Here is a 13,505-nt window from a genome sequence, read left to right as displayed (position 1 = left end):
CACGGGAAGGAGCGTAAATGGGAGGGGCAGGCGGTCCGCTCTCCCGTAGTGGTCTGCGCGGCCGAGAGGCCGAGCTCGAAGAGCTTCAGGCGCTGATCGCCTCGGTGGCCCGCACCGGAAGCGGCGGGTTGGCCCTGATCCAGGGGGAACCGGGTATCGGCAAGACCACGCTGCTCACCGAAGCCGTGTCCGGGGCCAGGGCAGCGGGATTCTCAGTCGGCGTCGGCAAGGCCGATGAGCTGCATCACATCGTGCCGCTCTCGTCGTTGGCGGCCTGCGTCCTGCACGGCGATCAGCCGCTGCTGTCCGGCGATGCCTTTGCCGATCTCGCCCGCAATCATGATCAGCGGATCTGGCTGGTGGAGCGCCTGGCAGAGGCGATCGAAGCCAGAGCAGGCAGCGTGCCGGTGCTCATCGGCCTGGACGACGTGCAGTGGGCCGATCCGCTGAGCCGGTTTGCCCTGCAGCAGCTCCCGCGACGCCTGCGGACCTCGCCGGTTCTGTGGATGCTGACCGGGCGGCGGGAGCCCGCGGGTCCGGCGGAAGAGGTCGTCGCAGCCGTGACCGGCAACCTTCCGACGGTCACTGTGTCCTTGGGGCCACTGTCCGGCGCGGCCATCGGTCAACTGGCCGGCGACACACTCGGAGCAGCGGTTGACGAGCGGGTACGGGACTTGCTCGACGGAGCCGGCGGAAACCCGTTCCTGGCGGTCGAGATGCTTGCGGGACTGCGGACCGCCGAGGTCTCGGACGAGCTCGTGCCGTCAGGGCTCGTGGTGGGTGTGCGCGCCAGACTCAGGTCCCTGCAGCCCGGCACCCTGCGCTTCCTTCAGATGGGAGCGGTGCTGGGACGCAGGTTCGGCTTCCACGACGCCGCCGCGCTCTGCGGCCAACCGACCGCCGCATTGATCGCGGCGCTCGAGGAAGCCGTGTGCGCTGGACTCCTGGACGACGATGGGGATCATCTGGTCTTCCGGCATGATCTGCTGCGCCAGGCGGTCTACGTCGACATCCCGCCGTCAGCCCGGAAGGCTCTGCACCGAGAGGCTGCCCGCCGCCTTGTCGCCGCGGGCCACCGGCCGACCGACGCGGTGCCGCACATCCTCAGGGGATCTCTGCCCGGAGACGAGGAAGCCGTAGCGCTGCTGCAGCGAGCGGCTGACGACGTACTGCCGGTCACGCCGGGCCTCGCGGCCGACCTGATGACGCGCGCCCTGGAACTGGTGCCATCAGCACGGCCGCTGAGGTTCACAGTGGGTGAGCAGACGATCCTCTGCTTGACACGGGCCGGCAGGAACCGAGAGGCCCTGTCGGCAGGCGACCGGCTACTGGCCGACCGACCACCGCTGGAGGCGTTCAGTCGGCTGCAGGCTGCCCTCGGCGGGGCGCTGTGGAACATGGATCTCGCCGGCGAATTGCGCCACCGGGCCGAAACCGCTCTCGCCATGGAGGGCACCTCCCCAGAGATCTGCGCGAGGCTGGCCGCCCTGCGCGCGCTGTCCTTGTCCCGGGACCGTGATCTCGTCGCGGCGCGTGAGGCCGGCGAGACCGCGCTGCGTGCCGCCACCGCGAGCGGTGACCGGGAGGCACACATCCTGGCCCTGTCCGGGCTCGGCGAGATCGCGCTGAACGCGGGTGAGAACGCGGTCGCGCTGGAGCGCTTTGCCGCGCTGAGCGCCATCGATTCCGCTTTCCTTCCCGAAGAGATCGTCGCGCGCCTGCATGTGGACGACTTCGAGTCCAGCGAACGACTGCTCCTCCAAGCAGCGGACAAGGACGGGGCGATGCGTCAGGCAATGATGCTGTGGGCACAGGGCCGACACGACCTGGTACTCGGCCGGCTCGACGACGCCGATGCCGGCTTCGAGACCATGGAGCGCCTCGAAGACGAGGTACAGGTACCCGTCCAGCAGGTGAACGGTCGCGTGATCCGCTCCCGGATCGCCCTGGTGCGCGGCGACCGGGAAGCGGCGCGAGAGCACCTGGTCGCAGCGCAGGAAGGACTGGCGGTCAAACCGAACCCGGGCAACACAGCCGCAGTGCGCTTCCTGGAAGCGGTCCACGCCGAGGCCGCCGGGGACATCGATCTTGCCGTCGACAAGATTCGACAAGTACAGCAGGAAGGTTTCTTCATGCGTTGGCGGCTTTTGCGCGACTGGGTCGATTCCGCGATACGCATATCCCTGCGCGGCGCGGAGCACGAGCTCGCCGAGGACCTGGCCGCGCAGGCCGAAGCCCACGCCGAACGCAACCCTGCCGTGCCGACCGCCACGGGCATCGCGGCGCAGGCCCTCGGGCTTGTAAAAAATGATCTCGCCGTGCTCGAACACTCCGTAGAGCTGCTCAAGGCAAGCCCTCGCCCGCTGGTCCGGGCCGCCGCATACGCCGATCTCGGACAGGCCCTCCTGGCAGCAGGCCGGAAAGATCAGGCAGTGACCGCGCTGGCTCACGCCCGTGGCACGTTCACCGAGTCGGGCGCCCACGCCGCAGCGGCACGTGTACAGCGCGCCATGGAGGGCGCAGGAGTCGGCAGCCGCAGGACAGCGACCATGCAGCGCCCCGTCCAGGGATGGGGGGCCCTCACGGCTTCGGAGAAGAAGGTCGCGCGCCTCATCGCCCAGGGCCACACCAACCGGTCGGCCGCCGACCTGCTCGTCGTGTCCCCGCACACGGTCAACACCCACCTGACGTCCGTCTTCCGCAAGCTGTTGATCAACTCCCGGGTTCAGCTCGCCAACCTGGTCACGTCCTTGCCCGACAGCTGAGCGGACCCGTTGGTACGTTCACGTGATGTCCAGCCACACCTGAACGCGCTTGGCTGGGGCATCCCCGTTATGTTCCCCCGCTCAGTCGGAGGTCACCGGCATGCACAGATCCACCCCCGTTCCGCCGACCATCGTGCTGGTGCATGGGGCGTTCACCGATGCGTCGTCGTGGGCGGGGGTCATCAGCCTCCTTCACGCCGCCGGACTGACCGTGCGCGCCCCGGCGAACCCGCTACGCGGTCTGGCGCAGGACGCCGCCTACATCAGGAGCGTGGTGCGTGACATCGACGTCCCTGTCGTGCTGGTCGGCCACGACTACGGTGGCGCGGTCATCACACACGCCGCCACCGACGCCGACAACGTCGTGGCGCTGTGCTACGTCGCTGCGTTCGGCCTCGACGCGGGCGAGTGCGTCCTGGACATCACGAACCGCTTTGCCCCCACGCCGGCGGCCGACGCGACCTTCGCCGTCGCACTCCCCGCACAGATTCCCGGCGGCGCCGACAGCGAGCTGTACATCCGCAGGGAACGGTTCCAGCACGTGTACGCCGCCGACCTGCCGACCGGCGTCAAGGAGGTGCTGTCCGTGGCGCAACGCCCGATCGCCTGCAGCGCGCTGACCGGTAGATCGGGCCCGCCGGCATGGGCCTCCAAGCCGTCCTGGTACGCCATCGCGACCGCCGACCGGATACTCAACCCCACTGCTCAGCGCTTCATGGCACAACGCATGGCGGCCACCGAATACATGCTGGACGGCTCGCACGCCGTTGTGCTGTCGCAGCCCGACGCCGTGGTGGCGATGATCCGGGAAGCCGCCGAGCAGGGCAATGATCGCGGCGACGACGGCCTTCGACAAGGCTTCTGGGCAAGTGAATGAGGTGATCATGTGTCTTCGTGTACACGGGACCGCCGCCACATCCTGCGGAAGTCGATCTTCCGGATACCCTGCGCCATGGGTCGGACCAGGGGCGTTTAATATGCATTCGAACGAAAGAGGCCGGTTGGGCCACTTTAACGGAACCCCTGAAGTCCGCCCACCCTCGCGACATCGACTCCGGTCACAGACAGTCACTCGATAAAGGCACCAGCATGCTCTCACCGGCCGGACCGCCGGCGCGGCGAATCGCCGCCCTCCTGACCGGAACCATCACCCTGGTGCTGGCCGCCACCGGGTGCGGCGGCAGAACCGGCGCCGGGGCCGCCGCGGACAGGGTCACCTCCATCACCGCGCTCAACTACTACACCGACGAACCCGAGCACACCCAATGGGGCAAGATGCTCACCGCGTGCGGCAAGACCGCCGGTGTGAGGGTCGAGCAGACAAGCGTTCCGGGGGCGTCTCTCATCCCCAAGGTCCTGCAGCAGGCGTCGTCGCGGACCCTTCCCGACCTGCTGATGCTCGACAACCCCGACCTGCAGCAGATCGCACAGACCGGTGCGCTGACCCCGCTGGACAAGTACGGCATCGACTCCAGCGGCTTCGCCAGGGGCATCCTGTCGGCGGGCACCTACCAGGGAAAGCTGTACGGACTGGCCCCCAACGTCAGCACGATCGCCCTCTTCTACAACAAGGACATGCTCGCCAAGGCCGGTGTCGCCGTACCGAGGACCTGGGACGAACTGAAGGCGGCGGCAGCCAAGCTGACCCGTCCCGGGCGCTACGGCATGGCGGTCGACGCGAACGCCACTTTCGAGGGCACCTGGCAGTTCCTGCCCTTCCTGTGGTCCAACGGCGGGGACGAGAAGCAGTTGGACACCCCGCAGGCCGCACAGGCACTCCAGCTGTGGGTCGACCTGGTGAAGAGCGGATCCATGTCGAAGTCGGTGCTGAACTGGACGCAGGCCGACGTCCACGATCAGTTCGTCGCCGGAAAGACAGCCATGATGATCAACGGCCCTTGGCGGATCCCGGCCCTGAACCAGGACAGGAACCTGCGCTGGGGAGTGGCCCCCATCCCCGTCCCCCGGTCGGGGCAGACCCCGGTCACACCGCTCGGTGGTGAGGTGTGGACGCTTCCGCAGAGCCCTTCCAAGGCCCGGCAGGAGAAGGCCGCCCAGGTTCTCACCTGCCTGAACAACTCCTCGAACATGCTCACCCTGGCCGAGCAGCACTTCACTGTGCCCTCCCGCACCGCGGTGGCCGCCCAGTACGCCGAGCCGGTCCCATCGATGGCTGCCTTCGTCAAGAGCGTGGAAGCGGCGCGCGCCCGTACCAGCGAGCTCGGCGTCAAGTGGCCCGAGGCAGCGACAGGGATATACACCGCGATCCAGTCCGCACTGACGGGCGAGCAGACACCGGAGGAAGCCCTCAGGCATGCGCAGCGGATCGCGACCAGTAACTGATCTGTCCCCGATCCTCCGGACGGTCACCGGGCAGGACGACGGCGCCGTCACCGCGGGAAGCCGGGTCGCGGCCCGGGCACGCTTCGGGGAGCGGCTGGCCCAGTGGATGTTCATCGTGCCCGCCGCGGCATACCTGCTGCTGTTCTTCGGCTACCCGATCGTCAAGAACATCGTGATGAGCTTCCAGCAGTACACGACCACGACGTTCTACACGGGTGCCGCGCCGTTCGTGGGGCTGCAGAACTACTCGGAGATCCTTTCGTCGGACCTGTTCCCCAAGGCCCTGCTGACCACGGTCCTGTTCACCGCCGGCTCGATCATCGGGCAGTTCGCACTCGGCCTGGCCTTCGCCCTGTTCTTCCAGCGCCGTTTCCCGCTCGGCGGCGTTCTGCGATCGCTCCTGTTGCTGCCGTGGCTGCTGCCGCTGGTCGTCTCCGGAACCACGTGGAGGTGGATGCTCGACAACGACACGGGAGTCGTCAACGCAGCGCTGCGCGGCCTCCACCTCTCGTCGTCGGGAGTCCCCTGGCTCACCGGCACCTCACAGGCGCTGGTGTCGGTGATCCTCATCAACATCTGGGTCGGAATCCCCTTCAACACCGCGATTCTGTACAGCGGCCTGCAGGACATCCCCACGCACTTGTACGAGGCGGCGCAGCTGGACGGCGCCGGACCGCTGGCGTCGTTCCGCCATGTCACCTGGCCACTGCTGCGGCCCACGGTGAGCGTCGTGCTGGTGCTGGGCGTGGTCTACACGGTCAAAGTGCTGGACATCATCCTCGTGGTGACGGGCGGAGGGCCGGCCAACGCCACGGAGACCATCGCCACCCAGTCCTACGAACTGTCCTTTCAGCAGTTCGATTTCGGGCGCGGTGCCGCAATGAGCAACGTACTCATCGTCATCTCGCTCGCGTTCGCCATCGTCTACCTGCGCGCCAACCGACGCGCCCGGACCCTCTGAGAGACGAACTTGTGAAGCGCGCACCGGGCCGTGGCCGGCCGTCCACCATCGTCGGGATCGCCCTGCTCGCGCTGATGCTGTTTCCCGTCTACTGGATGGTGAACGCCTCCCTCCAGCCGGCGGGCAACACACTGCAGGGAGGCTGGTTCCCCTTCCATCCGGACCTCAGCGGATACGCCACCGCGCTGTGCGATCAGGGACGCAACCTCGTCACCAGCCTCGTCGTGGCCCTCGGCAGCGTGGCGCTCAGCCTCGGCCTCGCCGCGCCGGCGGCCTACGCTCTGGCCCAGTTCCCCCTCCGCGGAACCGACCTCGTGCTTCTCGGCATCCTGATCACACAGATGGTGCCGAGCATCGTCGTGGCCAACGCGCTCTACAGCGCCTACAACGACCTGGGACTCCTGAACTCCTACCTCGGGCTGATCCTCGCCGACTCCACCACAGGGATCCCCTTCGCGATCATCGTCTTGCGTTCGTTCATGCGGAGCATTCCCAGGGAGATCATCGAGGCCGCGCGCGTGGACGGCGCCGGCAGGCTGCGCGTCTTCCGCTCCGTGGTGCTCCCGGTGAGCACCAACGCGTTGATCACTGCCGCCGTCTTCACCTTCCTCTTCGCCTGGAGCGACTTCCTCTTCGCCCTCACACTGACCACCACGGAGGCGGTTCGGCCGATCACGCTGGGCGTCTACCAATACATCGGTGCCCACACGACCCAGTGGAACGCCATCATGGCCACCACAGTCATGGCGTCCGTGCCCGCCGTCGTACTGCTCGTCGTCGCTCAGCGCTACATCGCCACCGCCGCCACCGACGGAGCCATCAAGTGAGAGGCATCTCAGTCCGGCACCCCCGACCGATCTAGCGGATTCACGCGATGTGCCGCCCCAGGGCCCGCTGGCACGGTGTCTCGGAAGGCACAACCAGTTGAAGGGCGGAGATCATGACGCCGGATGTCCAGGAAAGCAGCGCCCCCGGCAGCTTCCACACCATCGATTCGCTGCCCGTCCCCCGCAGACGGGCGTCCTGGCGCGAAGCCCTGTCCCGGACGTTCGGTGCTGTGGACATCACCGTCCCCGACGAGGTGTATTCCGGCACGATCCGTAGGGCGTCACTCGGCCGGCTCCAGGCCGTCACCGTGGACGGCGACTGCCAGTTCGCCCGGCGAACGCGCCGACTCGTCACGCAGGACGGCGCCGGAAACCACCAGCCGCGCAGCAGCGAGCTGATGGCCCGTAGCGTCGTGGACCTTACGGGATGTCCCCCCGTGAATGGCGGGACGCCCAGGCCTGGTCCCGCAGACCCCGTCACCCGCGCGGCTCATCAATGCCTGAACCCGATGCCCGATTTCGCGCATTCCGCGATGCAATTCCCAAACCCACTCCTCTCCTGCAGACCTGGTGGGGGAATGAAGTGATCAAGCCTCGACGATCGTTGGTCATGTGCAAGATGACAGTGCACGTCAGCGCCCCGGACAGACCGCCGGCCCCGCTGCCCGCGGAGCTGCACTACGACATGGCCGACCCCTACGCCGTCCGACTCTCCCTCGGCGTAGCCGCGGCCAGACCCGTGGACTGGGTGTTCGCCCGCTCGCTGCTCACGGGGGGCCTGCGCCGGCCCACCGGTACCGGAGACGTGCTGGTGACTCCCCGGCCCCGTTGCCATCCGCACTCCCTGCGCATCCTCCTGAGGTCCGCCGCCGGCGCTGCGCTGATCGAGATCGCGGAGTCAGCCGTCGCCGAGTTCCTGCGGCGGACGGTCCTGCTCGTGCCGCCGGGAACGGAGAGCCATCACATCGACATGGACCGTGCCCTCGCCGAGCTCACTGGCAGGCGGGACTGAACCGGCCTGGGGCGAGGACGCCGGAGACGGCGATGCAGCTACGACATGTCGTCCAGCGGGTGACAGGATTTGGCGTCGTCCGACGCGGTCACGCCTGTCCCCGCCCGGCCCCCGGTGGGCGTCACCCCGACGTGTTCATCGCGTCGGCAGTCTCCTGCCTCTCGGGCACCACAGGCCCCGCGACGGCATCGAATGCGTGGGTCACTTCTGGTGCAGTGCCCTTCACCAACAGGCGGCGAGCCCGCTCCTCGTAGCGGCGGTCGGTGGCCGTGAGCCGGCTGTGGTGCTGGGCGAGATGCTCCCCCCATGAGGCGACCAGGTAGTTCTCGATGAACCGCTCCGGATCGTTGCCGTCCTGGTAGAGCCCCCAGGTGAGGGCTCCCGTGCGCCGACGTGAACGGGCCACATCGTCCATGCAGTCGGTGAAGGCTGCCCGGTTCCCGGGGTCGACCCGGTAGACGACGGAGACCAGCACCGGGCCGTCGGCCGGTCCGGGCTCGAACACCAGGGGCGGAACGGGCCAATGGTCGGACAGGGTCGGGTCGATGGCGTCCGTGCCGTGCAGCGGCCAGCGTCGCACGCTCACCGCGCCGGCCACGAGCAGCCCGCTGCCGACCAGGAGGGAGACAGTCAGTCCCAGTCCATCGGCCAGCGCACCCCACACAGGTGCCGCCAGGGCCTGCCCACCCTGGAAGACCAGGAGGTACACCGCGAGTCCCCGGGCCCTTACCCAGCCGGGCAGCCTCGTCTGGAGGGCCGCGTTGAGGATGGACAGCACGCCGATCCAGGCCAGTCCGGCGGGCAGCAGCACGACCACCGCGAGCCACGGGATCCGGACTGTGGCCAGTACCGCCAGCACTCCGGCGAAGACGAGGGCGCCTGCGGCGAGAGTGCCGTTGACGCCGAGAGCACGGCGGACGGCGGGCAGCACGAAGGCCCCGCCGACGGCACCGACACCGACCGCGCCGAGCAGCAGTCCGTACCCTCCCGAACCCAGGCCCAGGGAACGGCTCGCGACCAGGGGAAGCAGCGACCACAACGCGGCTGCGCCGGGTATGAACAGCACTGTGCGCAGCAGGACTCGGCGGACTCCGGGCGCGTACCACACATAGCGGCGGCCGGCGTGCAGGGCCGTCAGGAGCTTCTCGCCCTCAGCCGTGGGCGCCTGGGCCAGCGGTCGCTTCCACAGCGTGAGAACGGCGGCGATGCCGAGGTAGGACGCGGCGTTGAAGGCGAAGACCCAGCCCGCGCCCGCTGCCGCGACCACCGCTCCGCCGACGGCCGGGCCGAGGGCGCGGGCCAGGTTCATGTTCACGCCGCCGAGCGCGGCCGCCTGTCCCAACTGGCTGCGTTCCACGAGCTCCGGCTGGATCGCCTGCCAGGCCGGGCCCATCAGAGCGGTGCCGCATCCCAGCAGGAACGTGAGGCTGAGCAGCAGCCCCGGAGTGAGCTCATCCGCGAACGCCAGGACGGTCAGCACGCTGGAGATGGCGAGCATGGCGAACTGCGCGGCCAGCAGCACCCTGCGGCGGTCGTAACGGTCGGCCAGCACGCCCGAAGGCAGGGCCAGCAGCACGACGGGGAGGCTGGAGGCGGTCTGAACGAGCGTCACCAGTGCGGCATCCTGCCCGACCAGCAGCCACTGTGCGCCCACGGTCTGCATCCAGCTGCCGATGTTGGAGACGAGTTGCGCGATCCACAGCGCGCGGAAGACACGCGCTGCGAACGGGGTCCAGGCCGAATTCGGTCGTGGGCGGTCTTTCGGTGACACTGCGGTGCTCATGCTGGTCCATACCGGAATGAGGATGCGGACACCTTGCATCCGGCAATGTCTCAGGCGCCGTGCGGGCATAGCCGATGGCGACTGTAGGGGTGGGCGGCGGAAGGCGGTTGACCGAGGGCGCACCGCCTGTGGCCCCTGAGCGCAGTGCACGACAGCCTGCCCGGGCCGGCCTGCGCAACGTTCCGCGCCCCGTGGGGCGAGCAGTACCCGGCTCAGGACGGTGGCCGTAGGTCGAGGGCACCCCGCACGTTGCGGCCGTGTCCCGGCCCAAGAAGGCTGCCAATCCGATCCGCGATGCGGTGCGCGCGACGAGCTGACGAGGCGGCGGGCGGTAGGGCGGCCGCGTGGCGGCACTCACCGCACGGTGAGTGCCGCCACGCGGCCTTCGGTCCCAGCACAATCTCGCTGCGGGCTTCTTCACCGGCGCTCCACCGTGACCACCGCGACCAGGACCGCCAGCAGCGCGCCGGCGGCGAGGGCAGGTGCCGGGAAGAAAGCGGCCAGCAGGACGCCGACCGCGGCGACGGGATACGGAATCCACTCGGCCACCGTTCTTTGATGGGGCCGGAGGTGTACGGCCCAGACGGTGATCAGGAAGACAGCCGCGGGGACGGTGACCGCCGTGCCCGCGGCCAACGGCGAGGCGTCCGTGCGACGCGTGACGTGATCGGCGTACGCGGCCAGGCCGGCTCCCTCGGCGGTCGCCGAAGCGAAGATCAGGTAGTGGCCGTAGGCCCAGGTGAATCTCCTGCGGTGGGCCTGGTGCGTCGTGGCAAGCAGGGTGTGCGCGGATCTGGCGAAGTACAGCCACCACATGGCGTAGACCATGAACAGGCCCCCGGCCGCCACGGCGTACAGCGAACCGGTGCCGTGGTGCCGGTCGAAGGCGCCCCGGACGGCGACCGTGGCCGCCGCGACGGACTCTCCGAGGACGATGAGGGTGAACAGTTCGTAGCGCTCGGCAATGTGGCGCGGATGCCATGGGGTCATCCCGGCGGACTGTGCCCACACCGGGACGGACACCTCGGCGACGATCAACACCACAATGCCCGGCAGCCGCGCCGGGGTCGGGAGACCGAGCAGCCCGACCCAGCCGACCTGACACACTGTCACTCCGACGGCGAAGCGCAGGGTGGTCGCCCGCCGAGCGGGGTCGGACCACGCGGCGCGCAGCCACAGGGCGGCCAGCGCCGTGCGCAGCACGACGTATCCGATGGTGATGACCCGCAGGTCACCCTCCTCGAATGCGCGGGGAACGCCGGCTGCGAGCACGAGCGCCCCCGTGATCTGGACCAACACCGTCAACCGGTACAGGACGTCGTCCGGGTCGTAGGCGGAAGCGAACCAGGTGAAGTTCATCCACGCCCACCAGATGGTGAAGAAGACCAGAGCGAAGCGCAGGACACCGGTGGCGTACTCCCCGTCGGTCAGCGCCTCGTGCAGACTCCCGGACGCCTGCGCCACCGCGATGACGAAGCACAGGTCGAAGAGAAGCTCCAGCGAGGTGGCGGCCCTGTGCGGCTCACCGGGGTCGCGGCCCGGCATCGTGCGCCATCGCCTGGGCACCGCGGCCGCGTGGGCGATCGGGGGGCGGCTCAGCGGAGGGCTCCGAGCGCGGCCTCGACCGTCCGGTGGAAGGTGGGGTACGTGTAAATCATGTGCTGGAGCCGGTCGACGGGTATTTCGGCGTGGACGGCCACGTTCAGTCCGTAGAGCACCTCACCTCCCGCCGGCCCCGCCGACGTCGCGCCGATCAGCACACCCCGGTCCGCGTCCTCGACAAGCTTGATCAGCCCCTCGTTGCCCGGCCCGTGGATCCAGCCTCGCGTGGAGACGGCGATGGGCAGCACACTGGTGCGTACCCGCAGCCCCCGCTCACGCGCCTGCCGCTCCGTCAACCCGACGGCCCCGATCTCCGGATCGGTGAAAGTGACGCGGGGAAGCGCCCGGTAATCGGCGCCAGGACCGGGCTGTCCGAGGATGTCCCGGACGGCGATCTGCGCCTGGTACATCGACACATGGGTGAAGGCGCCACGGCCGGTGATGTCGCCGACCGCCCACAGCCCCTCCCCGGCCCGCATCTGCCCGTCCGTGTTCACGGCTCCCGCCGTTGGATCCAGCCCCACCGTGTCGACCGCCAGCGCGGCCAGGTCGGCGTGGCGCCCAATGGCGACCAGAAGCCGTTCGGCACGCAGCGGCTCCCCCTCACCCTCGAGTCCGACGGTGAACTCCGTGCCGTCATGGCTGACCTGCCGTGCCCGAGCACCCGTGAGTACGGTGACTCCGTCCGCCCGCAGAACCTCCGCAGCCAGTTCCCCGGCTTCTGGTTCCTCCTGCGACAGCAGCCGGTCCTTCCCCTCGATCACCGTGACCGCGCACTTGAAGCGGGCGAAGACCTGGGCGAGTTCGACACCGATGGCGCCCCCGCCGAGCACGACCATCGACTCCGGCAGCTCCTTGGCCGCCATGGCATCCCGGTTGGTCCAGTACGGCGTTCCCTCGAGGCCCGGCACCGGGGCAATCCGGGGCCGCATGCCGGTGGCCAGCACGACACCGCGCCGGGCTTCGAACGTGCGGTCGCCGACCACCACCCGGTGCGGCCCGGAGAGACGGCCCGTCCCCCGGACGAGCCGACCGCCTTTCGCCGCGAGACGGTCGGCGGCGACCTGGTCGTTCCAGTCGTCGGTGGCCTCGTCGCGGATACGCCCGGCGACCCTGCCCCAGTCCGGTGTCACGACCGCTTCACCGGCGAGGGCGGGCACCCGACCCGCCTCGGCGAGCAGATTCCCGGCCCGGATCATCATCTTGCTGGGCACGCACCCCCAGTACGGACACTCACCCCCGACGAGTTCCGCCTCGACCCCCACCACGTCCAGCCCGGCTTCGGCCAGCGTGCCCGCGACGTACTCACCACCCGGCCCCAGCCCGACAACCACCACATCCGCCTGCTCGTTCGCGCTCATGCCTGCCTCTCCTCGTTCCTCGGGCTCCACGGACGTGGGCCGTCCCGCCGAAGCTAGATCGGCCGACCGAAGGCCCGTGCCCGCCGGCGCACGGATGCTTGCCCGGGAGCGAACGTCCGGCACGGGACACCGCGCACTGTGCGCTGGCGGGCACCACCGCATGCGCTCCCGGTCAATGCGCCCTGCGTCGGGGCACCTAACGTCACTCGGGTACGCACAGCAAGGCACCACAGGAGGCGGACCATGACCACCAATTCCAAGCCCGTGAGCAGCAGCCAGCCGTGGCTGCACCAGAGGGGCGAGGTGATCCAGGAGTTCGGCACCGTCAAGCAGTTCCCGATCGGTCTGTCCTACGAGGCGCGGATGTACTCCTGCCAGCGCCTGAACAAGGTCCTGGCGGACACTCAGATCCTCCACGGCCTCTACAAGAAGCATCACTGGCTGATGCGCGGCGCGACCTTCTACCAGCTGCACCTGGTCCTGGACAAGCACGCGGGGGAACAGCTCGAACTCATCGACACCATCGCCGAACGCGTCCAGTCCCTGGGCGGCGTCGCGGTGGGCGACCCCAGGCACGTCGCGGAGATCACATCGATCCCGCGGCCTCCGGACGGGGTGGAGGAAGTGCCGGCGATGCTGTCCCGGCTGCTGGAAGCCCACGAGACCATCCTCGTCGAGGCCCACGACGCCGCCGCCCGGACCGGTGAGCTGGGTGACGACGGCACCAACGATCTGCTGGTCTCACAGGTGATCAGGACCGGGGAACTGCAGACCTGGTTCCTGGCCGAGCATCTGGTCGACACCCCGCTCGTCCGCGCCTGAGGAATGGCGGCGGCTTCGGACCGTCGTAG

At 69.1% G+C, this 13,505-nt stretch carries 10 protein-coding genes; 7 read left to right on the top strand and 3 right to left on the bottom strand.

The window, feature by feature from the left end; all coding sequences use genetic code 11:
• Positions 1–17: 17 nt before the first annotated feature.
• The 6 genes from GA0115254_RS29655 (at position 18) to GA0115254_RS29625 (ending at position 7,908) form a co-directional block, all read left to right on the top strand.
• Complete coding sequence (locus GA0115254_RS29655; RefSeq protein WP_093898357.1) at positions 18–2,765, top strand: helix-turn-helix transcriptional regulator; 2,748 nt, start codon at positions 18–20, stop codon at positions 2,763–2,765.
• A gap of 100 nt (positions 2,766–2,865) precedes the next feature.
• On the top strand, positions 2,866–3,642 hold the full coding sequence (locus tag GA0115254_RS29650) for an alpha/beta fold hydrolase (RefSeq protein WP_256102841.1): 777 nt from the start codon (positions 2,866–2,868) through the stop codon (positions 3,640–3,642).
• A gap of 212 nt (positions 3,643–3,854) precedes the next feature.
• Positions 3,855–5,108, top strand: a complete 1,254-nt coding sequence (locus GA0115254_RS29645) for a sugar ABC transporter substrate-binding protein (protein ID WP_176740348.1) — start codon at positions 3,855–3,857, stop codon at positions 5,106–5,108.
• Positions 5,080–6,069: a carbohydrate ABC transporter permease gene (locus GA0115254_RS29640; RefSeq protein ID WP_093898356.1), complete on the top strand. Its 990-nt coding sequence runs from the start codon at positions 5,080–5,082 to the stop codon at positions 6,067–6,069. Before GA0115254_RS29645 ends, GA0115254_RS29640 begins: the two co-directional genes overlap by 29 nt.
• Before the next feature lie 11 nt (positions 6,070–6,080).
• Positions 6,081–6,896, top strand: a complete 816-nt coding sequence (locus GA0115254_RS29635; RefSeq protein WP_093898355.1) for a carbohydrate ABC transporter permease — start codon at positions 6,081–6,083, stop codon at positions 6,894–6,896.
• A gap of 610 nt (positions 6,897–7,506) precedes the next feature.
• Positions 7,507–7,908 carry an SsgA family sporulation/cell division regulator gene (locus GA0115254_RS29625; protein ID WP_256102840.1) on the top strand — a complete coding sequence of 134 codons (402 nt, stop codon included), beginning with the start codon at positions 7,507–7,509 and terminating at the stop codon, positions 7,906–7,908.
• A gap of 121 nt (positions 7,909–8,029) precedes the next feature.
• Here the strand turns inward: GA0115254_RS29625 and GA0115254_RS29620 are convergent, their stop codons facing one another.
• The 3 genes from GA0115254_RS29620 to GA0115254_RS29610 form a co-directional block, all read right to left on the bottom strand.
• A complete protein-coding gene (locus tag GA0115254_RS29620; RefSeq protein WP_093898370.1) occupies positions 8,030–9,691 on the bottom strand; it encodes an MFS transporter in 1,662 nt (553 codons plus the stop codon).
• Between the two features lie 417 nt (positions 9,692–10,108).
• Positions 10,109–11,236, bottom strand: a complete 1,128-nt coding sequence (locus tag GA0115254_RS29615; RefSeq protein WP_093898353.1) for a low temperature requirement protein A — start codon at positions 11,234–11,236, stop codon at positions 10,109–10,111.
• Between the two features lie 50 nt (positions 11,237–11,286).
• Positions 11,287–12,654 (bottom strand): dihydrolipoyl dehydrogenase family protein, encoded by a 1,368-nt coding sequence (locus tag GA0115254_RS29610; protein WP_093898352.1) that lies wholly within the window; start codon positions 12,652–12,654, stop codon positions 11,287–11,289.
• 243 nt (positions 12,655–12,897) lie between these two features.
• Here GA0115254_RS29610 and GA0115254_RS29605 point away from each other — a divergent pair, with 243 nt between their 5' ends.
• A complete protein-coding gene (locus GA0115254_RS29605; RefSeq protein ID WP_093898351.1) occupies positions 12,898–13,476 on the top strand; it encodes a Dps family protein in 579 nt (192 codons plus the stop codon).
• Positions 13,477–13,505: the final 29 nt, after the last annotated feature.

The sequence above is a fragment of the Streptomyces sp. Ncost-T10-10d genome, from assembly GCF_900091955.1.
Lineage (GTDB): Bacteria > Actinomycetota > Actinomycetes > Streptomycetales > Streptomycetaceae > Streptomyces.
The sequence above is the reverse complement of the archived record's forward strand: the minus strand, read 5'-3'. Positions and strand labels throughout refer to the sequence as shown.